The organism is Robbsia andropogonis, from assembly GCF_000970345.1.
Taxonomy (GTDB): domain Bacteria; phylum Pseudomonadota; class Gammaproteobacteria; order Burkholderiales; family Burkholderiaceae; genus Robbsia; species Robbsia andropogonis.
In genome coordinates this window covers 119,116-142,754 of the sequence record NZ_LAQU01000008.1, presented here as the reverse complement: position 1 = coordinate 142,754, position 23,639 = coordinate 119,116, and the positions used below count along the sequence as shown (strand labels likewise).

Genomic DNA, 23,639 nt, shown 5'->3' with positions numbered 1-23,639 from the left:
AACGTGAGAGGCGCCAAAATGGTTGACGTACTTTCGGGTCAATCAGCAAAAAACGGCAGTGGAATGGCAGCGGCCATTGCGCGGTAGCCGGCATCGTTGGGATGGATGTGATCGCCGCTGTCGTATTTTCGCAGCAGCATCGACGGATGAACAGGGTCTCGCAGCGCCTGGTCGAAGTCGATGATACTGTCGAATCCATTGCCTCCGCGTATCCATCGATTGACAGCCAGGCGAATCTTTTCGCGATCCGGTGGCAGCGACGCCGGCGTCAACGTCGCGCCGGTCAACCGTTTTCCTGCGCGATGCGCGCGCATGATCAGATCTTTGTAACCGTCGATCAGGTCCACGGCCGTGACTTTCGTATGGGGGAAATCGCAGTCGAGCCCGGCGCGTGGCGGCATCGCCTGGAAATTGATGTCATTGATACCGATCAGGAGAATAATGTCACGAGCGCCCGCGATCTCCAACGCATCGTGATCGAACCGCGCGCGTAATGCCTTGCCATAGCATGGGGAATCGCTGAGTAAGCGATTGCCGCTGATCCCCATGTTTACAACGGTCGGGTTGCCGCGGGCGTCGTTGGCATTGCTTTGAGCGGCGAGGCGCTCGGCCAGCCGGTCCGGCCAACGCGCATTGGCGTTCAGTGTCGACCGCATGCCGTCCGTGATTGAATCGCCGATGGCGACGATGACACCGGCCGGCGGCTTTGTGGCGACCAGCAACATGTCCATGAAAAGCCACGATGTCGGACCGATGTGAAAGGCACTGGCCGCGCGATCCTTGGTGCGGTCGCCTGCGGCGACGAAGGTGACCTGGCTCGACAGTTTATGCCAGGTCCGCGGTGCCGCGGTGCCGTCGTCTATCGCCAAGCTGATCGATAGCGGGCCAGGCTGCAAGGCGGCGGCGATCGGATCGCTCAACCGCTCCTCGCCCGGTGCAAGCGTAACCGATCCCGCGGTGCCGAATGTCAGCGGGAGGGGCGTGCCGGCCAGCGCTGCCCCATTCCGGGCCTGGGCCAAGGTGCCGGCGGTAATCGTGACCGGCGTTTCGCCGTACCGATTTGATAAACGGAGTCGCCAGAGCGTGCCTCCTGTCCGCACCTGAATGACTTCGCGCACTGTCCGGCCTGCGACAGCCGGCGCGAGATTATAGAGTGGTGCATGGGTGGCGGGAGGCACGGACTGCATCGCCGTGCCCCACGCAGCCTGCCATGTCTCATCATGCGTCGTCCCGGCACCGCTGTCAGCATGTGCCACGCGTAAAAACGCGATCGCGAAAACGAGTGCCAGGCACGTATGGCGCAAACGCGCGTCAACAGGGTGGATCATCTGTGATTCACTTTGTTTTGTAGTGTTTTCCGTTGCATCAACAGGTGCGATGTTTGCCGGAGAGGATGCGCCCGCCGTCAACTGCCGGCCAGGCAGGACGTGGACGCACTGGGTCGATCCAGCATCAACATTGCCGGCTCCGCGATTATCTCTCGTCTTGCTCGACCGTCAAGCGTCTCTCGCTGCGCAAACGCCGGTTCAGGCTTACAGCCACGCATGGCCGTCTCATGGCATCGATTCCGCGCGGATGTTGGCTGTTGCTGCAGCGGTATCGATGTGCCGGACTTCCCTCGTTGCGGGCAACGCGTAAAGAGATCGCAAGCTCACAATCAGCGCTGCAATTTTGCGACTACATTGAGGAAGCGATGACCGACGGCAAGCGTCGGAGACAACAATACATGAAGGAGTAACGGCATGGACGCTTCAACGGCGCGATATTCCGATGCGTTTTCCGCTGAACCGTTGGTCGCCGATGGCGCGTGGCCGACAACCGGACGTTGCTTGGATGAGGACATCGCGTCGCCGCCCATGTTTCCTTTCCGTAAGGAGCATGCCGCTACGCTACCCGGCCTCCCCTTCGAACTCATCGGTTCAATCAGCGAGCACCTGGACGCGCGTGGCGCGGCGTTTTTGGGGATGTCTTCCCAGTCGACATTGGCAGCAATGCAAATCAGCCTGGCACGATTCGTTCAGGTCGCCTCGGTGGCGGATAGAATTTATCTAGCGTCCGGCGAGAGGAGACTGTCGGGTTTTATAGAAGCGCTCAAGACGATTGCGCTTTTCCCGTTCGACGCACGGCCTGTGGCGCTGCTGCTGTTGGTCCAGCGGCTTGCGCATCGGCAGGGAGATTTCGAGAAAGAATTGGGCGTCGCACCCGCACAATCGGAGATTGTCAGTCTCTGGCGTATGCCGGTATGCGAGCATAAGGACGGTAGTCCCGCGTTGATGGCATGCAAACAATGGCGCGCGGCGGCGGATGTGATCAGGCAGCACCATGCCGTGTCCTCATCATCTTCACCATTACTGCGCAATACGGCCTTGCAGCAGTTGTGTAAGGCGGAAACCTATCTGCCTTGGTTGAGTCTTGTTCGCTATCCTCTATGCCATCTCGACCACGTTTTGAAAGTCACGGTCGGGCTACCGCTATCGTACTGGCCGGACATCTTGTCATTGGTGCAGCCGCTGTTGGGCATGCCGGTATTTGCAAAGCTCAATCGGGCCTTTCATTGGTTTTCAATCCGTTATCGGGAAGTGTCGGAGCCTGTACCGCGGGAGCTGTTGGTCAACGTGCTTCGCTACCTCGTTTCGATCGATCAACGTGATACGGTACGTGACGCATTGGTCACGCGTTTCAGCATTTCCGCGACGCGGGATTCCGCGGGCATCGTGTCGGCGGTTGCGAAGACCATTGCGATGACGTTGCTAAACAAGGGCAAAAACCCGTTCGGAACGCCAGTTGACCGTCGATCACGGCTATCGGATATTCTCGTTGAGCAATTGACGCGATGGGACATTGACGATGACGGAATGTTAAACGAAGTAAATCGTTTTCTGGTGGATGGGGTCGCGAGACAATCGCATGCATTGGGGGATTGCTGGGAAAACTTTTCCCCAAAAGTGCAAAAGCATTACCGCGATAAAGTGCTGGGCGCGCCCGATGACGTGGTGCAAGCATGGGGCCATGCACGGCAAACAACGTTGCCGTTCTGGTCTATCTATCTCGATATAACGTGCACACCGGAATTCGACGACCTGACGGTGTTATGGGAACGTATCAATGTCGCACCGTGGCAATTGCAAGGCACCCTTGTTTTGCGGTTATGGACGGAGTATAGACGGCGTTCTCTGCATTTCTCTGAAGATTTTGCCTTTGAGATGTCTTCGCAATGCGTTGCATGGGAAGGTCGGCAGAGTACGAACGCCTTGAATGCTCGCACGCCCGCGCTGGCGCTGCGGGCGATTTTGGCGTCCGTGCAATGGCAGGTGACGTGTGCCAGGCAAATGCGCGATGATTGGACACGCCACGAAAATTGGGATCAGGAAACGTGCCGGCCGCGATGCCCGATAATCAGCGACCCTGGCGCCGGGGTGATCGAGCAGGTCTCGGCTGTGGATAGCGTCGAGCTGATTGGCGCGCTCGTGGCCATGCGTGAAAGCATGGTCACCGCGGGATTTTCATGGCGCTACGACAGCTATATACAGTCGAGCTTGCGGGACTTGCTATGTGATTGCAATACGACTTTATTGCGGCCGTCGTGGAAAGTGGCATGCGCTATCTCGGAAGCGGTCGCCGATGTGTGGTGGGATATCCCCGATGCCGCCGACGAACATCTGAGTCGCTTCGACCGTTTTGCGCGACGATTCGATTTGCCACCAGATGCGCGTGATCGCGCATGGCAGCGCGTCGTGATGCATGCCGTCATTTGCATCGGACGTGGCGATTTCACTATCGACATGGCGATCACCCACGGCGGTTTCTCAACGGAGGCGGAGCGGAAGACGCTGGCTTTTCATTGCTCAAGGATGGGCACTTGAACGTCTCGGCATTCAATGACGCGTCGGCCACGACGAACATGATGATTGGTGTAGATCAGTCTTGAAATCCACCGCGTTTACTAGGCCTATGGTTGAAAAGTTTATGGTCCGAGGTGGCGGGAGGAAGATCCGCGGTAAACGCCCCGTGCACGACAAACAGGCGCTTGCTCTGGAAGAATCGGGTGTCGTAGTAAAATGCACTGTTTGATATAGAAGGCATCCCTGACGGACGAACTGTTGTCAAATGTGTATTAAACGACTCTTTGTATTATTTCCTAATACGAAGGGCTTGGCCGACATTAATCATCCGCAATAATCACCGCGTAAGATTTTTTCCCATTAGTCGACTAAAACGGCTTAGAATGCGATCTATCGCCAAGGCGCGGTTCCAGGCTTTTCGCCATAAGGCCCAGAGTGGATTTGTCGTTTTTTCCGGAACGACATTGGCTGGTTAGGCTGGATCTGCATCGTCAGGCGCAGGTTTTGCTAAAATATCGATTCGATAAGACCGCTAATCCAAATCGGTCCGGTACGGGCAATCCGTGCCGTCGTAGTGCAATCGGAGAGTAAATCCATAATGAAGGACACGCGCTTTCCCACCGACAAGGTCGCGATGCGCAGGAACGACGATGCAATCGCGCGGTTTAATGCGCTATTCAAGTCTCGCAGCGAACTGGAACGTGACGCTGAAGAAGCGGAGCGGGCACAACGCGCCGCGGAAACTGCTATCAAATGGCGTGCTCAGCGCGATGAAGCACTGGAAACAGTGCGTGCGTCGATCAGCGCGCACGGTTTTTCTCAAGCTGAACTGTTTGATCACTGATTCGTAAGGTTATCTGCCGCGTTGCGTCGATGATTATCGAATCCGAATCAAACGCTATTTTCGGGGTTTTTCGGGCTTTTGGCATCGCCAACAGTATCGGCGCGTCCGAGTTCCGATAGACGCAGCGTTTCAGGAATATACCGTTGGTTCGAGCGATATTTGCCTGAGCCGAAGCGCTGAGCGTGATAAATCCCGGTATGGCCTGAAAAAAAGTAGGCCATGACGCAGGCTATGGCGGCAAATGGGCCGATGTCGACGCCAAACAACTCGATGGCCATCAGAATGGTCGCCACGGGCGTGTTGGCCGCTCCTGCGAATACGGCAACAAAGCCGATTCCCGCTAGCATCGATATCGGCAGGTGCAGGAATGGCGCCAGTGCATTGCCAAGCGTTGCACCGATGTAGAAGAGCGGTGTTACTTCTCCGCCTTTGAACCCGCTGCCGAGCGAACCAACCGTGTAGACAAATTTTCCGATGAAGTCCCACGGTCGCATGGGCTCGTTGAAAGCAAGGACAATGTCTGGAATGCCCAGGCCGATGTAGTGGTAGGTATCGAACACCCAGACGGCAGTGGCGATCACAGCCCCACCGAATAATGGGCGAAATGGCGCGAAAGGGATCATACGCTTGATGGCCCTACCTAGCGCGTGCGTTGCATTTGCAAATACCCTGCTGACGAGACCGAACAGTATTCCCGCAAGCATGACGGTGAAGGCGCTATGAAAACTGATCGATGTGATCTCGGAGACGAGATAGTGGGTGTGAACCGCACCCCATGCGCGGCAAACCTGGTCCGCCACCAACCCCGCGATCAGGCAGGGTAGCAACGCGTCGTATCGCATCCGGCCGATTGCCAATACTTCCAGGCCGAAGATCGTACCGGCCAGCGGCGTTCCAAATATTGAGGCAAACCCTGCGCTGATGCCACTCATCAGCAGAATGCGCCGGTCTTCGTGCTGGAGTTTGAACACATGCGTCAATTGATCGGCTAGCGCGCCTCCCATCTGAACAGCGGTGCCTTCACGGCCGACCGACGCGCCGAACAAGTGCGAAGCGATGGTTCCACCCAGCACGAGCGGCGCCATCCGCAGAGGGATGACCCGCTTCGGATCGTGTATCTCATCGATCAGCAGGTTGTTGCCACCATCTACGGACTGACCATAGCGGTGATACAGCAGACCGACTCCACAGCCGGCAAAAGGCAGCAGCCAGATAATCCAGCGATGCGCTTCACGCCAGGACGTGACGTGGTCGAGTGCGACCAGGAATAATGCGGACGCTGATCCGGACAGGACCGCAACAATACTGGACAGCGTGAACCATTTGCCAAGATACAGCAGCGAGGCCAGCGGTTCCGGAGGAACGCCAAGGCGTTGCAGTAAGCGCAGAAAAATCGGCATGGCGGCACAGGCAAGGAAAATAAGGGCCTGACGCACGCTGGGGTGGGGGCGGCGACAATGCGCGCGCGCCCACAGCCCCGGACGTAAATCAGGGAAACTGTAGGCGCCATCGGCCTCGCGTCCTGCGGAATAATATATTCAGCGATCGACGGGGCGGTTTGTCTAAACCAGGAGGAGCACCATCTCCTGCGCGGCTGGTCCTCTAGAAAAGCCGCATGCCCGCATTATTCCCAAATAGCGCCAACCTGTCCAGTCTGTCAGGACGGCACCGTGCGGTGAAATGCGTGGCGGTACAATCGCAGGCAACCCATGCGCGGCGTTGATCAGGCGCCTCCTGCAGACCAAGTTTCGGCTTTGAGGACGATTATTGCCTCGGGGACGCACGCGCCGACGAAGAACAGGGAGACGATGGGATGGTCTGGTTGTGTTGCGCATTTTTGCTGGCGGGTCTGGTCAAGGGGATTTCCGGGATGGGATTGCCGACTGTCGCGATGGGATTGCTCGGCAGTGTGATGTCGCCAGCCAGCGCGGCGGCGATTCTGGTGATTCCTTCGTTCGTGACGAACGTCTGGCAATTGGTGGCTGGCGGCGGGTTACATGTTTTATGGCGGCGTCTATCGAGGATGTTGCTAGGCATCGTTATTGGGACGGTGGCCGGTGCTGTATTGTTGGTGGGCGGATCGTCTCATTATTCTGGCGTCGCGCTGGGTGCGGCGTTGATCGTCTATGGCGGTTATGCATTGCTTGGACCGTCCTTGCGTGTGCCGCTCGCCTGGGAGTGGTGGTTATCTCCGGTGATTGGCGTGGTGACTGGCCTGATTACCGGTGTGACCGGCGTGTTCGTCATGCCTGCGGTCCCTTATCTGCAAGCGTTGGATATGGATAAAGACCGGCTGGTGCAGGCGCTCGGTTTGTCATTCACCGTATCGACGATTGCGTTGGCGTTAGCTTTGCTCTTGCACGGTGGCCTGCCGATCGCACGCGTGGGGCTGTCGATATTGGCCGTGATCCCGGCGTTGATCGGTATGTGGATCGGGCAGAAAGTGCGAAACCGTATCAGCGCACGCGCGTTTCGTCGTGGCTTTCTCATTTTTCTGATTCTCCTTGGCGGTGAACTTGTGGCGCGCGGCATCATTGGCCTGATTCATTCGTGATCCGGCGCGGTTTCCGCGATGAGTCGGCGCATCCTCATCCGTGGAAGAGGTCAGCCGGTCTTATTGACAGCGAGTCGCTCTCGGCGATAAGGTGCTTGCCTGGAGCACGGATCAAGCTTATTCCTCGGGCGCTGTCATTTTGGCCCAGGACCACGGGGCTACCCCGTGGATGATTTGGATGTCGCATTGCACCGCAAGAGCCCCGTTGCGCACGGCGCAAGCCCGCTCTCGCCACACCGGTACGTTGATTCGTGGCTCCTCTTTTACTATGCAACTCGATCTATCAGCTGCGGTACAGCTTATCGCGGAAGCTGCCCTTGCAGGCCCGTCCAAACACGCCAGTGTCGTCGAGCGGATCGTAGCGGTAGTCGGTGCCGACCCGCCGTGGTGTCACGATGTCGCGACCCTTGCCGTGCAACGCTTCGCGTATTGCTGGCGGGAGGCATCACCGGAAGACCTCGCACTGCTGATCGTCGATGTCCCGGCCTTCGCCGCGGCGTGGTCTGGCGTGGATCGTCCCACATTCGTTCGGGTGTTGAAGCGCGTCCCCACGCAAGTCGCGCCCCCCGTCTCGCTGGCGCATATCTCGATCCCGCTGTTGCCGACACTGGCAGACCTCGCCGATTGGCTGGAGTTGCGCTCTACCGATCTGGAATGGCTTGCCGATCGTTGGCGTGTGGAGGGCCATGCGCGCCGGCTGCATCATTACGGCTATCACGCTTGCGAAAAACGAGACGGCCGCTACCGTTTGATTGAGCGGCCGAAGCCGCTGCTACGTTCGGCCCAGCATAAAATCCTGCATCAAATACTCGATCATATTCCCGTGCATGCTGCCGCGCACGGGTTCTGTAAAAGGCGCAACATCGTCTCATTCGCGGCGCCGCATGCCGGGCAAGCGATGGTGTTGTCGTTTGATCTTCAGGATTTCTTCAGTTCTGTGACAGCCGGGAGGGTGCATGCGATCTTCCGAACCCTGGGCTATCCATTCGCCGTGGCGCGCGCGATCACGGCCTTGACGACAAATCGTGTGCCAAGTGCATATTTCGACGCGCCTCCGTTACGCGGAAAATTCACATGGCATGAACGTGAGCGCTTGCGCGCTCGGCATTTACCGCAAGGTGCGGCGACGTCGCCCGCGCTGGCCAATTTATGCGCATTTCGACTCGATATGCGGCTATCCGCATTGGCTCGCGCCCTCGGCGCACGCTATACGCGCTATGCCGACGATCTGGCGTTCTCCGGCGGCAGCGTACTCGCGCGCGCCAGCGAGCGGCTATCCATCCAGGTCGCGGCGATTGCTTTGGAGGAAGGGTTCGAAGTGCATTCGCGTAAAACGCATGGAATGCCGCGAGGCGTTCGGCAACAGCTTGCCGGTGTCGTCATCAATCGACATCCGAACCTGGCGCGTGATTGCTACGACCGATGCAAAGCCGTGCTGCATAACTGCGCGCTCCATGGTCCCGCATCTCAAAATCGTGAAGCACATGGGGACTTTCGCGCTCACCTGATGGGAAAGGTGGCGCACGCGACAATGCTCAATCCGCGACGCGGCGCAAAGCTCAAGGTTTTGTTCGATCGCATCATATGGCCTGAGGACGCCCCGGCCCGACCGCCGGACGACGGTACGGTGCACGCGATGCCGCAATGATTATCTTGCCATCATGCCGCGCGGCAATGTGCAATCGCGCTATCGAGGATAGCCAGCGCTTCCTCCGCGACCGACTTCGGTGTGTTCAGCGGCGCGAGCAGGCGTAACGTGTTGCGATGGACCCCGCACTTGATCACCAGCAGGCCTTCCTCGCGGCAGCGATCGATTACCGCCTGCGCGAAGTGTGCGTCCGGCTGGAACGGATCGGCATCCTTGACGAATTCCAGCGCTGCCATCGGTCCCACGCCACGCACGATGCCCACTTCCGGCGACGCGGCGGCGATACGCTGCAGACCGGCACGAAGTTGCTCGCCCAAAGCACGTCCTTGCTCCAGGAGCTTTTCCGCCTCGAAAACATCCAATACCGCGAGAGCAGCGGCGCACGCAAGCGGATTCCCCGCATACGTGCCGCCGAGACCGCCTGGTAGTGGCGCATCCATTATCTCGGCACGCCCGACCACGCCCGACAAAGGCAGTCCACCTGCGAGCGACTTCGCCACCGTCACGAGATCCGGTTGAATACCAAAATGCTGGAAGCCGAACATTTCGCCGGTACGGCCGAAACCGGACTGGATCTCGTCGAGAATCAGGACAATGCCGTGTTTCCGCGTCAGATCACGTAATGCATGCATGAACTCCTTGCCCGCCGGCAGGAAACCGCCGTCGCCTTGCACCGGTTCGATAATGATTGCGGCAACGCGGTCCGGCATGATTTGCGTGGCGAACAGATCTTCCAATGCACGGATGGCATCCGCTGCGCTGAAGCCGCGATAGTCATCGGGATAGGGCGTGTGATACACATCGCCTGCCAGTGGTCCGAAATTCTGCTTGTAGGGCGAACTCATGCCGGTTAGTGTCGAGCCCAACAACGTACGGCCATGGAAACCGCCTCGGAACGCGATGATACCTGGCACATTGCGATAGGCCCGCGCGATCTTTACCGCGTTTTCTACCGCTTCCACGCCGGTGGTCGCGAAGAACGTCTTGTACGGTGTATCGCCGCCAATCATCTTGTTCAGCTTTGCCGCCAACGTTACATAGCCGTCGTAACCGACGACCTGGAATGCCGCGTGCGTGACACGCTTCAACTGCTCATGCACGGCCGCGATCACTTTAGGATGTGAGTGACCGATATTTTGCACCCCGATACCGCCGACGAAGTCGATATAGCGACGACCTTCCACATCCCATAACTCCGCGCCCGCCGCCTTGTCGGCGAAGATCGGATGCGCGGTGACGACACCTCGCGGCACGTGTTGTTGACGGAAAGTGTTGAAAGCGGCGTTATCGCGGGTCATGACGAAAAGTTCTCCAGAAAAACAGCGGATCGGACCGCAAATAAGGTGTCGAGACGTGAGCTCAGGGCGTGGTGCGAGCGGCACTGACCGTTGTTGGGTCAGGGACCGCGGACGATGTGTCGTGGTCTTCCGGGGGCAGCGACGCGGCCAGGATTTCCGCGAGGTGGCGCGCGTGGCGCCCACTGAGGCGTTTGATCTGCGTGCGGCAACTGAAGCCATCCGCGACCACGGTGCTGTCGGCCGACAGCGAGTGGAGTGCGGGCAGCAATTCGCGTTCGCCGACCGTCTTAGCCACCGAGGCGGTTTTTTCGTGATAGCCGAAGGCACCCGCCATGCCGCAACAACCGGTATCGAGCACATTCGCGCCAATCGCTTTTTCCGCGCCGGCACCGCCGCAGGCGCGTTGATGGCAATGTGGGTGCAAGTGCACGGCGTCGTTCGCCAGTGCGTCCACTCGCAGCCCGTGTTTCCGCGCGTATTCCGCCATCGTGATGCAGGCTGCCGCCAACGCGTCGGCACGCGCGTCATGGGCAATCAAGGCGCGCATTTCGTCGCGGAAAACGGAAAGGCAACTGGGTTCCAGAACCAGGATCGGCACATTCGCCGCCACTGGCGGGCCCATCATGTCGAGGATGGCGTGCAACTGCGTGCGCGCCTCGTCCAGCAGGCCGACGTCGTACAGCGGGCGACCACAGCAGACATGGCGCGGTGTCAACCGTGGCGTGCCCCCCGCGGCACGTACCACTTGCACGGCGGCTTCGAGCACTTCAGGCGTAAAGCCGTTGTTGAACGTGTCGGTCCAGATCACGACATCGTTCTCGCCAAAGCCGTTCGACCAATCGGATGACAGCGTCTTCGCCACCACGCCGTCACGAAATGCCTTGCGCGCAATATCGGGGAACTGCGCGGTCTCGGCCAAGCCAAAGCGACGTGCGGCACGCTTGACCACGGGGTTGCGCATGGCGCCATTCAATACGCTGCTGAAACGAGTGGCAAGGGGCAACCAATTGCCGATACGACCCACGGCCGCATCCATCGGCGCGCGGCGCCGGGTCTGATAGTAGCGATGCAGAAACTCCGCACGGTATTTCGGGATGTCGACATGGGTCGGGCAGTCGTTCTTGCAGCCCTTGCACGACAGGCATAGATCCATCGACTCCTTGACGGCATCGGCATCGCGAGATTCACTGATGATTTCGCCGTTCAACATCTCGAAAAAGAGTCGGGCACGACCTCGTGTCGAATACCGTTCCTCGCGCGTGGCTTTGAAGCTCGGGCACATGGTCCCCGCATCGAGCGACCGACATTTTCCCATGCCGATGCAGCGCTCGGTTTCGCGTCCGTAACCGCGATCCTGCTTTTGTCCGGTTTCGGAACTGTCTCCGGAAACGGTATGTGCCGCCATCGGATACGTGAAGGCACCCGTAATATCGCCACGGCGATAGTCCGGGCCCATGCGCAGATGGGCATCGGCAGGCATGGCGTCAATCAACTTACCGGGGTTCATCAACTGTTGCGGGTCCCACAGTGCCTTGAATTCCCGAAAAGCCTGCATCAGCGTGGGTGGGTACATCAATGGCAGGAACTCGCCTTTGGCTTGTCCATCGCCGTGTTCGCCCGATAGCGATCCCTTGTACTTGACGACGAGTCTGGCGGCCTCTTCCAGGAAATCGCGCCACGACCGCACGCCGGTTTTGGAGCGCAAGTCGAATGTAATGCGGGAATGGATGCAGCCGTCGCCGAAATGACCGTATAGATTGGTCTTGTAACCGTAACGCGCTACCAGTGCGGTGAATTCACGCAAGTAAGGGCCAAGCAAAGCGGGTTCTACCGCAGCGTCTTCCCAGCCCACCACCGGATCGGGCACCCCAGGAATGTGAGATAGCGACGTGGCCGAGGCACCTGTTTCGCGAATCGTCCACAGACGATTCATCAACGTGGCGTCGTCGACAAAGCGCACGCTTGGGCGTTGCGGGAAATGTTGCGCGGCTGCCACCATCGTTTGTGCTTGCGCAATAGCTTCGGCACGCGTTGCCGCGCCGAATTCGACCAAGAGCCAGGCATCGCCGGCGGGAAGTTCCGCAATGTCGTCCAATTTCAGACGCAAAGCCTTCAGACCGCCGATGATGCCCTGGTCTAGGCCTTCCATCGCGATAGCGCCCAGGGGCAGTAGATCGGGGACGCTGTCCGCCGCGTCGAAGATCGTCTCGAAACCGAGCACTACGAGCACGCGCTCCGGGCGACCTTCCACGAGCGTCGTCTGTGCCCGCAGCGTGGTGGCGAGCGTGCCTTCGCTTCCTACCAGGGCACGGGCAATATTGAATCCGTTTTCCGGTAGCAGTTGATCGAGGTTGTAGCCCGATACGCGTCGCTTTAACTTCGGGAAGCCCGCGCGGATGTCGTCCGCATACCGGGTGACCAGATCACGCAGACCGGCGACGATGCGGGCCTGCTCGCCGCCCGCCGCCATATGTGCCGCATACGCCGCGTCGTCGGTCGCGCCAACCCAGAAACGTGCGCCGGTGGTGGTCAGAATCTCGAGACGCTCGATGTTCTCAACGGTCTTGCCCGCCATCACCGAATGGGCGCCGCACGAGTTATTGCCGATCATGCCGCCCAACGTGCATCGGCTATGCGTGGCCGGGTCCGGGCCGAACGTCAGGCCATGTTTCGCGGCGGCTTTCTTGAGTTGATCGCAGATGACGCCGGGTTGCACGATTGCATGGCGCGCCGTGGCATCAACATGCTCGATTTCGTGCAGGTATTTCGAATGATCGATACAGATCGCATCATTGACGGACTGGCCACACATCGATGTACCGGCGCCGCGCGGTAACATCGCGATACCCAATTCCGCGCAAAGTCGCACCGTTTTCTCGAAATCGTCGGTCGAACGTGGCACGACGACGCCAATCGGCGGTTGCCTGTAGTTCGACGCCTCGGAAGCATAGACGGCACGCGTCGCTGCGTCGAAACGCACCTCGGCAGTGGTTTCCGCTTGCAATCGACGACGCAATGTCATCATGCGATTCAGATCCGCGCCGCGTGTGAAGGACGATTTCATTGATCGATTTAGCACCAGAAGAGCACGAAGTGCAGTACCTAGTATAGGAAGTCGCGGTGACGCGAAACTATCGAAAAGACCGTGTGGTGCGGCACCGGATGCTGAATTTCAAGGAATGACGGCAGATCCTTCGATCCCCTTGCCGGACCTTGAGGGCGCCGCCGTCGGTGAGCGGTTTTTAACGCAGAGAGCCTTGGCAGATGTACTTGATGTGCATGTATTCCTGGATACCGTGGCGCGAGCCTTCACGGCCGTAACCCGAGTCCTTGATACCGCCAAACGGCGCCGCTTCAGCGGCGAGTGCGCCTTCGTTTACGCCAATGATGCCGCTTTCGATTGCATCGGCCAGGCGCCAGATCCGGCGCACATCGTTCGAGTAGAAATACGCGGCGAGACCGAATGGGGTTGCATTCGCGTCGGCGATCACGTCGGCCTCGGTCGTGAAGCGCGTCACGGGTACGACGGGGCCGAAGGTTTCTTCGCACGAACAATCCATCGAAGGAGTGGCGCCTGTCAATACGGTGGGTGCAAAGTAGTTTCCGCTCTTGATATGCGGCCCGGTGATCCGTTCGCCGCCCACCACGAGCTCTGCGCCCTGTTCAACCGCGTTGCGTACATGGCGCGCTATCTTGTCCACGGCTCGTGCGTTGATCATCGGACCGATCTGTGATGTCGGGTCCGTTGCGGGTCCGACTTTCAAGGCCGACACGCGCGCCGCGAGCTTGTCGACGAACGCGTCGTGCACGCTGTCCTGCACGTAGATACGATTGGGGCAGACACAGGTCTGGCCGCCGTTGCGGAACTTTGCGATCATCAGCCCCTCGACGGCCGCGTCGAGGTCGGCGTCGTCGAATACGATGAACGGAGCGTTGCCGCCGAGTTCCAGCGACAACTTCTTCAGTGTGTCCGCACTGCGGCGTGCCAGATGCTTTCCGACCGGTGTCGAGCCGGTGAACGTGATCTTGCGCACGCGCCTGTCATCGAGCCAGACGTCGACAACATCGGGCGTATGCGCGCGCGAGGCGGTGACGATATTCAAGACGCCCTTCGGCACACCGGCCTGCTCGGCGAGCTTTACCAGTGCCAGAGACGTCAGCGGCGTGTCTTCCGCGGGTTTGCATACCACCGTGCAACCGGCGGCCAGTGCCGGGGCGATCTTGCGGGCGATCATCGCGGCGGGGAAGTTCCATGGGGTGACCGCGGCAATGACGCCAACCGGTTCACGCAAGGCAAACATCATGCGACCCGGGGCAGGAGAAGGGATGATGTCGCCGTCTGTCCGGGTGGCCTCCTCCGCGAACCACTCGACATAGCTGGCGGCGTACGACACTTCGCCTTTGCCTTCGGCAAGCGGCTTGCCCTGTTCGCGCGAGATTAGCTTGCCCAAGTCATCGGCGTGCTCGATGATCAAATCGTTCCAGCGTTTGATGATGCTCGCCCGTTGCTTCGCCGGCACTTTGCGCCATGTGGCGAATGCGCGATGCGCGGCATCCACCGCGCGTCGGGCATCCTCGGCACCGCTGTCTGGGACCGACATGAAAACCTCATCGGTTGCCGGGTCGGAGACACCGAAGGTGGCGCCATCGGCCGCATCGACCCATGCACCGTCAATATGATTCTGGCCCAACAACAGGGCGGCGTTTTTCATCGTCAAAGACATGATCGATTTTCCTAGGATTTGTACGGTAGAAGCGCGTTATCGCGCCATGAATGTGATGTCGGCTAGACAGCCAATGGTGTATTTCGTGCGGCTTCTTCGGCCAGCGTTCGTACGCCGCGAAGATCGACTTCGTCGATCCATCCCCGTCGTAGTTCCGGCACCGACTTGGAAAGCAACGCATAGTAGGGATGCGGCTCGGGTTGGTCATAGTCGGCACGCGCGATCTGCGTGACTTTGCGTCCGTATTGCATGACGACGATTTCATCGCAGATCGCGCGCACGGTGTGCAGATCGTGGCTGATGAACAGATACGATACACCCAGTTCCTTCCGGAGTTCCGCCATCAGGTCCAGTACCGCCGCGGCGACGACCGTGTCCAATGCGGAGGTGACTTCATCGCACAATATCAAGTCGGGTTCCGCCGCCAAGGCTCGCGCGAGGTTGATACGTTGCTTTTGCCCGCCCGACAACGCGGCCGGATAGCGATGCATTGTATCGCGCGGCATGCGTACCATATCCAGCAACGCTGCAATGCGCGTCTGCAGCGCCCGCCCTTTCAGCCCGTGGTAGAACTGCAGTGGCCTGGCGAGGATGCGCTCGATCGTATGACCCGGATTCAACGCGGTATCGGCCATCTGGAAAACGATCTGTATACGACGCAGTTCTTCGCGGCTGCGCCGGCCGAGGTCGTGCGCCAGCGTTTGGCCGTCGAAGCGAATGCGCCCCTCGTAAGGCGCGATAAGCCCGGCGATCGCGCGTGCGAGCGTCGTCTTGCCCGACCCGGATTCTCCAATCACGCCGATTGCTTGGCCACGATACAGTTTCAAGTCGACGCGATCCAGAATCTGGTTTTCAGGGCGACCCTGTTTATCGAGGCGACCATAGCCGGCGCAAAGCACGTCCACTTGCAGCAATGGCTGTTTCGGCGTTACCGTTCCCCTGGATGTCACGTCGGGCGATGTCGACGATGCCCCGCCCACCTCTGAAGCGGGCGCTGCCATGGCGGCACCGTCGATGACATGGCCACTGCTAACCCGTGTGTCAGGCCGCACGGCCGCGAGCAGCCTGCGCGTGTAGTCGTGGGTTGGCGCATGCAGGATCTGATCGGTGTCGCCGAACTCCTGCATCTGGCCATTGCGTAAAACCAGAATGCGGTCGGCCACCTGTGCGACAACCGCGAGATCGTGGCTGACGTAGACCGCGGTTGTTTGACGTTCGCGCACCGCCCGCTTGAATGCACGCAACACATCGACCTGCGTGGTCACGTCAAGCGCCGTTGTGGGCTCATCGAGAATCACGACATCGGGGTCCGTGATCAGCGCCATCGCCGCCATCAGGCGCTGTAGTTGGCCCCCGGAGACTTGGTGCGGGTAACGCGCCCCAATGTGATCCGGGTCCGGCAGCGACAACTCGCGGAACAAGGCCACTGCCTTACGTTCGGCGGCATCTCGCGTCATCGTCTTGTGGATCAAGGCGGGCTCCACCACTTGATCGATGATCGTCCGCGAGGGATTGAACGACGCCGAGGCGCTTTGCGCGACGTAGGTGATCTTGCGGCCGCGCAAAGCACGCTGCGCCTCCGCGGACAGTTCCAGCACGTGAACGCCGCCTACGTCGATTGTGCTGTCGTCTGCAATCGCACAACCGCTGCGGGCATATCCCATCAATGAGAGCGCGGTGGTTGTTTTGCCGGAGCCGGACTCGCCGATCAGCGCCAGCACTTCGCCGGGACGAATATCAAAATGCAACTTGTCTACCAGCACGGCATCGCCAGCGGTGATCGTCAGGTTATTGACGTGAATCGAGACGCCCATTATTACTTCTCCGAGTGCGTGTCGCCAGTGCGGTTCATTACGTCTATCTTTGCTTTACGTTTAAGCAACGTCTTGCCGCCGGCGAGGTTGTCGATCAGCACGTTCACTGCAATCGTGAGGCTGGCGATAGCCAATGCCGGCGCGATCACGGCGAGGCTGCCTTCGGCCAAGCCATCGAGGTTCTCCCGTACCAACGAACCCCAGTCCGCGTTGGGCGGTTGAATACCCAGGCCAAGGAAACTCAGGCTCGCCAATAACAAGACGACGTAGACGAAACGTAGGCCGAGATCCGCCAGCATCGGACCGGCGATATTTGGCAGAATCTCCTGTGTCATGATGTAGGCAAGCCCTTCACCGCGTGTACGGGCAACGGCAATATAATCCATCGCGTAAATGTTGACGGCGAGTGAGCGTGCGATGCGGTAGGCGCCTGGCAGGTAGATGACGGCCGCGGTCGCCCCCAACATCCAGGTGGACGATCCGAACGCCGCCACCATGATCAGCGCGAACATTTTGCTGGGAATCGCCGTCAATGTGTCCAATACCCGACTGAGCGTATCGTCCACGGTGGTGCCGCCCACGGTTGCGATCAAAGCCAGTGCCGTGCCAAGGCCGCTCGCTACCAGTGTTGCAACTAGCGCCAAGCCAACGGTATAACGGGCGCCCATGATGACACGCGCCAGCATGTCTCGGCCAAGATAGTCGGTTCCCAGCCAATGCTGTGCGCTGATGCCGGCGAATATCTGGACATCGCCATTGCCGTAACTGGCGCCGTTCGCGCCACCGAAGGCCGCGCCGAAGATGGCGGCGCTGACCCATCCCACAATGATGCATAAGCCCGCCCATCCCGCAATGCCAAGGCGTGCACGGCAACGGCGAAACGGGGCAAGCAGGCCGCCGGCCGGCACACCTGTCGGTTCCGCTGCGACGCTTTCGTCGATGCCGCTTTGCGTGGCTTTGTTCATCGATTCATACTCCATCCAGTAACGTGAAAAGCGGTGCAGTGCGTGTGGCGTCATTTCCGGGTGCGCCTTGCGAAAACACGGGCACACGGGAAGCCTGTCCGTCCATTCAACGATGACGCAGACGCGGGTTTGCGACAATGCCGAAGATGTCCGCGGTAGTGACCAGAATCAGGTAGCCGGCGCAAAAGATCATCGCGCATGCCTGAACGATCGGCATATCTCGTTGACTGACACTGTCCACCATCAACTTTGCAATGCCGGGATAGTTGAATATCGTCTCGACAATGATGACACCGCCCAATAGATAAGAGAGGCTCAACGCAACCGCGTTCGCAATTGGCCCAACTGCATTGGGCAACGCATGCAGCATGACCAAGCGTACCGGCGATGCACCTTTCAGGCGAACCATCTCGATATACGGCGCCTGCAGTTGATCGATCAACGCGGCGCGTGTCATGCGCACCATCTGCGCGACGATCACGCAGCACAAGGTCATCACGGGCATGGCCATTGACCGCAACATCTTGCCGAGTGGGTCGCCGTCGTTGATGTAAGTCAATGCAGGCAACCAATGCAATTTCACCGCAAACAGCAATACGGCCAGTGTGGCTACCAGAAACTCGGGGACCGACACGACGCTGACAACCGCCACGCTGACGCCCCGATCGAATGCGGAGCCGCGACGCACGGCGCAGAGAATACCGAGGCCCAGCGCGATGGGTACGGAGATCAGTGCGGTCATGCCCGCCAAGAAAAGGGAATGGGCCAGACGCCCCCCCACCAAGGTTCCCACCGATGAATGCGTGACCAACGAGTCACCCGGCTGACCGGTCATCAGCCCACCTAGCCAATGCCAGTAGCGCACGGGGGCCGGTACGTCGAGTCCCATCTGCGCCCGAAGCGCAGCCACCGCTTCCGGCGTGGCGTCCTGACCGAGTTGTGCTTGCGCTGCATCTCCTGGAAGAACGGCGGTGATGGCGAATACGACGACCGAAATCGCCAGGAGCGACAGTACGGCTGCAGCGATACGCCGCACGAGCAGTTGGAGGATGGCAGTGTTCACGCGAAATCTCCTTCGTTGAAGCGGGCAGGCACGCGCGGCGGGCGGTGCATGGACGTGCGTGGGGCAGTGGATAAGCCGCTGGCGCTTACGTCTCCAACCAGACGTGTTCGGCGAATGAATAGCCCATCATTCCGCCCAGGGGAATGGGCGACAGACCCTTCAACTTATTGTTATAGCCATCGAGCGATGCAAGGAATAGGGGAATGCCAATACCCGCATCGGTGCGGATCATCGATTGCATGTCGCCGTAAAGTTGTTTGCGTTTGGCGAGGTCCGTCTCCGCGCGGGCCGCGAGCAGCAATTGATCGAACTTCTGGTCTTTCCAGCGCGATTCATTCCACGGCGCATCCGATTTGAAAAATTGCGTCAATAGCGTATCCGCATTGGGCCGTGGATTCACGGTTCCAAAACCCACTGGTGCAGTCAGCCAATAGTTCGACCAGAAACCGTCGGCAGGCATGCGCTTGACGTCCAGATTCAATCCCGCCTGGCGTGCCGTCTGTTGCAAGATCAACGCCATGTCGACGGAATACATCGCCGCGGGGGACGCGACGACCGGGATGGGTGCACTGCCGAGGTTTGCTTTCTTGAGATGGAATTTCGCCTTGTCCAGGTCGAGCATCGTCTGCGGTTGTCCCGCCGCATAGAAGCGATTTGTCGGATCGATCGGCTGGTCGTTGCCAATTACCGCGTAGCCCAGCGCAATCGACTGCTTCATCAGGTTTCGATCGAGCAGCAACTTCATCCCTTTGACGAAGTCCGGGTTCGCACCCGGTCCGGCGTCGCGATGCATGATCAGATCGGTGTACAGACCCGATTGCGTGACGAATACCGCATGGTCGGACGAACCCTTGATCCGCGTCACCGAACGCGGATTGATGCTGGCGATCAGGTCCATGTCGCCGGATAGCAATGCATTGACACGGGCACTTTCGTCGCCGATGCCGACGAATTCGATTTCATCGAGATGTGGCAGACCCGGCTTCCAGTAACCCGGATTTCGAACAACAACGGAGCGTACCCCCGGTTGGAACGTCTGCAGCTTAAACGGCCCGGTGCCGATGCCTGTCGAGAAGTCGATTGTACCGTCCTTGACGATATGAAAATAAAACGTGCCGAGGATAACCGGAAAATCCGCGTTGGCGGCGCTGAGCACGACGGTTACCTCGTTGGGCCCACTGGCTTTCACGCTTTCAATCTGGTCCGCGAGCGTCTTCGCTTTTGACGCGACTGCAGGATCCTTGTGGCGCATCAATGAGAAGACGACGTCGGCCGGTGTCAAAGCCTTGCCGTCATGGAATGTGACACCCTTGCGTAGTTTGAAGAGCCAGGTCTTGGCGTCCTGTGTCGTAAACGACTCGGCAAGAGAAGGCTGAGGCGTCAGCGTGGCGTCCAGCTCGGTCAGATTGTTGTAAAGCATCGTGCCGCGGCAGTAGTCGGTTTTGTTCGACTGCTTTGCCGGGTCGAGCGTATCACTGGCGGACGTATTATCGCCCGCGACGCGTATCTTCCCGCCGCGACGTGGCGTGTCGGCGTGCGCACGGGTTGCAACCCCGGCCAGGCTACTGGCAAGCGCCAACTGCATGCCGCCCGCGGCAAGAATCGCGAGCACGTCGCGCCGCGTGGCGCCGCGATTCAGGGCGGACATCAACTGATCCGATTGCCGTGTGCCAACTAGGGTGTCGAGTTGCTTGCGCTGCGTCATGGTGTCTGGTTCCCGGGAGCATTGCGATGCGCTTGTTAAAAAGGGGGCAGGTCTCACTCAGGCCAATGCGTCCTTCATTCGATAGTACATGCCCATCAACGGCAAAAACCACGGCGGTCCGAGATGTCCCGGAATAGCGGGCCAATTGCGATATCGCCATGGATTCGCCTCTGTCTCGCCCAGCATGACCCGCGCGATCCGTTGACCGGTATGGACGGACATCTGTGTACCGTGACCGCTGAAGCCCATGGCGTAGTACAGTCCGTGTCGCACGCCGGCGTGCGGCAGGCGATCTCGTGTCATATCGACGATGCCGCCCCAGCAGTGCGTCAATGGGACGTCTTGCAATTGCGGAAAGGTCTCCAGAAGCCCCGCCTGTAAAATCTTGCCACTTTCGGCATCGGACAGCGGATTGGAGATCGCGAAGCGCGCGCGACCGCCGAAGATCAGACGGTGATCGGGCGAAATGCGGAAGTAATGATGCAGGTTCGATGTGGTGACGTAGGTGCGTCGTTCGCGCAGCAGTGCGGTGGCGCGTGCTTCACCCAACGGCGCGGTGGCGACGATAAAGCTCCCGATCGGCACGATGCGTCGGCGTATCCACCCAAAGGAACCATAGCCGCCGTGACGCGAGGCGCCGGTTGCAAGCAAGACGCGATCTGCACCGATCACCCCGCGCGGTGTGTGTACCCTATACCCGTGCGCGCTGCCGCCTATGCGCGTCAGCTTTTCGACCGGTGTCGCCAGATGCAGCGTCGCGCCATGCCTGACGGCGGCTTCGGCCAGGCCTCGACCAAAACGGCCCATATGCATCTGGCCACTTTTCTTGTATAGCAACCCGCCGTGATATATATCGCTGTCCACTTCGGCGCGTACGGTGGCTTGGTCGAGCAATGCCATATCCGTATCCACGCGATCGTCGGCCAGCCGTTTGAAGCTGCGGGCCAGCGCCTCGAAATGCGCGGGACGGGATGCGAGCTTCAGTTTGCCGTGCCGCAGGAAATCGCAATCGATCTGTTCCTGCCGCACCAGCCGTTCGACGGTGTCCACGGCATCGTCATAGACATGATAGATCGCGCGGGCCTGCTCGGTCCCCAATTTCTCGGCTAACGTGGCGTAATCGACGGCAAGGCCGTTATTCACATGGCCTCCGTTGCGGCCCGACGCTTCGGCCGTCACGCTGTCATGGGCTTCAAGAATGGCAACACGCAAGCCATTGCGCGCGAGTTCCAGGGCGGCGGAGAGGCCACAGAATCCCGCACCGATCACCGCGACGTCAACGGCCTCTGGTAGCGCGCTTGTGTCCCAGTGCGCCGGAGCGAGTCCTTCTTTCCAGTAAGAATCGAGTTTCATCGGTGCCGGGCAGTCCGCAGAAGGTGTGGGGGAAATGGTGACCGCATTGTGTCAACGGAATAATTGAATCACGTCAAAACCATGGCTTCGTCTCGTATTGACCATGTTCCGCAGCGGGAACTGCGGTTTGATGGGTCGTACACGGCATTGTTTGCGGTGCCCGAGCAATTATTTTGATGGGACTGGCTCGCGTCGCAAAGAGAGCCGAATTTTCCTAGCCTCTTCTGGTGGCGTATCCGCATCATCAAATCTGGCCTGCACTTCCTGTCGCATCCGTTTTACCTCGAACCATGAGCGCTTCGACGTCCTTTCCCAGCCCAACCGATGTCGGTCCTCCGATCTCGGGCATACGCGATATGACCGCGGCGGACCTTGCCGCCGCGCTGCATTTGTCCGAAGACATTGGATGGCCGCACAGGCTGAGTGACTGGCGTTTGTTCAGTAGCCTGGGTCGAGGCCGAGTCGCGATGGTTCAGGGTAGAGTGGCGGTGGTGGGGCAACGTTGGACTTGGGGTGAGCAGGCTGGCACGATTGGCTTGCTTGTTACCGCGCCGCCGTTTCGCGGTAGTGAGATCGAACAGCAGTTGCTTGCGGACCTGATGGCTGGCATGGGCCGCCGGACGATGCTGATATACCCGTTCGGCGGCCTCGAACAACTGGCGCGACGTGCCGGCTTTCAACACGATGGCGGCGTCGAGCAATGGCAGGGACGACCCCGTCCCGCGCCGCTCATGCCGCTGCCGGACGGGGCCCGTCTGCGCCCGGCGAGCCGCAACGACCTTTCTGCATTGACGGGCCTGGATGCAAGAGCGACGGGTTTGTCGCGAGGGCCGATGATTGCTGCCTGGCTCGATCATGCGGTCAACGCCATCGTCCTCGATCAGGGTTCGGCGGTATCAGGGTTCGCCATCATGCGTCGTTTTGGGCGTGGCGTGTATATCGGCCCCGTGGTGGCGCCCGACGTCGAACAGGCCCAGTCAATGATTGCGCACCTGTGCAGTGCTGCAACCGGGCGATTTTTGAGAATCGATATTCGAAGTGACGTGCTCTCCGGCATGCGCACTTGGCTGACCGGATTGGGGCTGAGTTGTGTAACAACGGTGCCGATGATGCGCCATGGCCCGGCACTTGAAACGGATCCGCGTGTGCGAAATATCGCCATCGCGGCCCAGGCGATGGCGTAGCGGTGCCCGCGGGCCTATTGGTCCGAGCGCATCAGGGTTGCCTTCATACGGGGCCGCGCGGTACTCTCCTAAAATTGTACCCCATCGGCGTGGCGGGGTACCGTTTGCGTGGCAGCGAACCAAGACCTCCTTCCTGGCTGGAATTTCATGGCAGCAAATCTGAAACTCGATCGACTCGATCTCCGCATACTCAGCCAATTGCAGAAAAACGGCCGGATGACGAACGTTGATCTGGCCGAAGCAGTGGGCTTGTCCGCGAGTCCTTGTCTTAATCGCGTCAAGCGGCTTGAGCAGGGGGGCTTCATCGATGGCTATAGCGCGCAGATTCGGATGGAGAAGCTGGGCGATACATTGACCGTCTTCACCGAGGTAACGCTATCCGACCATCATCGTGAAGATTTCATCCGTTTTGAAAAAGCGGTGAAGGAGATGGACGAAATCATCGAATGCCATCTCGTCAGCGGCGGATACGATTACTTGTTGAAAGTTATCACGCGCGGAGTGAATCACTATCAGGAATTGATGGAAGGGCTGCTTGAACGCAATATCGGTATCGAGAAGTATTTCAGTTTCATTGTGATCAAGTCTCCTTTCATCAAGACGCACTATCCAATCGAGCGATTATTCTCGCCGCCGGCCTAGCGC

The 23,639-nt window shown here is 59.4% G+C and carries 16 protein-coding genes and 1 riboswitch; of the genes, 6 read left to right on the top strand and 10 right to left on the bottom strand.

What is annotated here, in order from left to right:
* Positions 1-38: 38 nt before the first annotated feature.
* Complete coding sequence (locus WM40_RS10300) at positions 39-1,328, bottom strand: SGNH/GDSL hydrolase family protein (RefSeq protein ID WP_024903870.1); 1,290 nt, start codon at positions 1,326-1,328, stop codon at positions 39-41.
* Between the two features lie 414 nt (positions 1,329-1,742).
* Here WM40_RS10300 and WM40_RS10290 point away from each other — a divergent pair, with 414 nt between their 5' ends.
* Entirely contained in the window at positions 1,743-3,863 is a 2,121-nt protein-coding gene (locus WM40_RS10290; RefSeq protein ID WP_046152804.1) for a hypothetical protein, read from the top strand.
* Between the two features lie 577 nt (positions 3,864-4,440).
* Complete coding sequence (locus tag WM40_RS10285) at positions 4,441-4,686, top strand: hypothetical protein (protein ID WP_024903873.1); 246 nt, start codon at positions 4,441-4,443, stop codon at positions 4,684-4,686.
* A 47-nt stretch (positions 4,687-4,733) separates the two neighbouring features.
* Here the strand turns inward: WM40_RS10285 and WM40_RS10280 are convergent, their stop codons facing one another.
* The gene (locus tag WM40_RS10280; RefSeq protein ID WP_046152853.1) at positions 4,734-6,086 is read right to left on the bottom strand and encodes a voltage-gated chloride channel family protein; all 1,353 of its coding nucleotides are present in this window, start codon (positions 6,084-6,086) and stop codon (positions 4,734-4,736) included.
* Between the two features lie 93 nt (positions 6,087-6,179).
* A riboswitch (Fluoride riboswitch) is annotated at positions 6,180-6,282 on the bottom strand.
* A 217-nt stretch (positions 6,283-6,499) separates the two neighbouring features.
* Here WM40_RS10280 and WM40_RS10275 point away from each other — a divergent pair.
* A complete protein-coding gene (locus tag WM40_RS10275; protein WP_024903875.1) occupies positions 6,500-7,240 on the top strand; it encodes a sulfite exporter TauE/SafE family protein in 741 nt (246 codons plus the stop codon).
* A 268-nt stretch (positions 7,241-7,508) separates the two neighbouring features.
* Positions 7,509-8,888, top strand: a complete 1,380-nt coding sequence (locus WM40_RS10270; RefSeq protein WP_024903876.1) for a reverse transcriptase family protein — start codon at positions 7,509-7,511, stop codon at positions 8,886-8,888.
* A gap of 11 nt (positions 8,889-8,899) precedes the next feature.
* Here WM40_RS10270 and gabT read toward each other — a convergent pair whose 3' ends face one another.
* The 8 genes from gabT to WM40_RS10230 all read right to left on the bottom strand — a co-directional run bounded on the left by gabT (position 8,900) and on the right by WM40_RS10230 (position 21,810).
* The gene (gene gabT / locus WM40_RS10265) at positions 8,900-10,186 is read right to left on the bottom strand and encodes a 4-aminobutyrate--2-oxoglutarate transaminase (protein WP_024903877.1); all 1,287 of its coding nucleotides are present in this window, start codon (positions 10,184-10,186) and stop codon (positions 8,900-8,902) included.
* Between the two features lie 61 nt (positions 10,187-10,247).
* Entirely contained in the window at positions 10,248-13,250 is a 3,003-nt protein-coding gene (locus tag WM40_RS10260; protein ID WP_046152803.1) for an FAD-binding and (Fe-S)-binding domain-containing protein, read from the bottom strand.
* A 178-nt stretch (positions 13,251-13,428) separates the two neighbouring features.
* Positions 13,429-14,910, bottom strand: coding sequence for an NAD-dependent succinate-semialdehyde dehydrogenase (locus tag WM40_RS10255; RefSeq protein WP_046152802.1), 1,482 nt, complete (start codon positions 14,908-14,910; stop codon positions 13,429-13,431).
* A 62-nt stretch (positions 14,911-14,972) separates the two neighbouring features.
* A complete protein-coding gene (locus WM40_RS10250) occupies positions 14,973-16,724 on the bottom strand; it encodes an ABC transporter ATP-binding protein (RefSeq protein WP_046152801.1) in 1,752 nt (583 codons plus the stop codon).
* A 2-nt stretch (positions 16,725-16,726) separates the two neighbouring features.
* Positions 16,727-17,689, bottom strand: a complete 963-nt coding sequence (locus WM40_RS10245; protein ID WP_082102569.1) for an ABC transporter permease — start codon at positions 17,687-17,689, stop codon at positions 16,727-16,729.
* 106 nt (positions 17,690-17,795) lie between these two features.
* A complete protein-coding gene (locus WM40_RS10240) occupies positions 17,796-18,752 on the bottom strand; it encodes an ABC transporter permease (RefSeq protein ID WP_024903882.1) in 957 nt (318 codons plus the stop codon).
* Between the two features lie 85 nt (positions 18,753-18,837).
* Positions 18,838-20,457, bottom strand: a complete 1,620-nt coding sequence (locus WM40_RS10235) for an ABC transporter substrate-binding protein (protein ID WP_024903883.1) — start codon at positions 20,455-20,457, stop codon at positions 18,838-18,840.
* Positions 20,458-20,514: 57 nt separating this feature from the next.
* Positions 20,515-21,810 (bottom strand): NAD(P)/FAD-dependent oxidoreductase, encoded by a 1,296-nt coding sequence (locus tag WM40_RS10230; protein ID WP_046152800.1) that lies wholly within the window; start codon positions 21,808-21,810, stop codon positions 20,515-20,517.
* Positions 21,811-22,100: 290 nt separating this feature from the next.
* Here WM40_RS10230 and WM40_RS10225 point away from each other — a divergent pair, with 290 nt between their 5' ends.
* Positions 22,101-22,994 carry a GNAT family N-acetyltransferase gene (locus WM40_RS10225; protein ID WP_024903885.1) on the top strand — a complete coding sequence of 298 codons (894 nt, stop codon included), beginning with the start codon at positions 22,101-22,103 and terminating at the stop codon, positions 22,992-22,994.
* Positions 22,995-23,141: 147 nt separating this feature from the next.
* Entirely contained in the window at positions 23,142-23,636 is a 495-nt protein-coding gene (locus tag WM40_RS10220) for an Lrp/AsnC family transcriptional regulator (RefSeq protein WP_024903886.1), read from the top strand.
* Positions 23,637-23,639 lie beyond the last annotated feature (3 nt).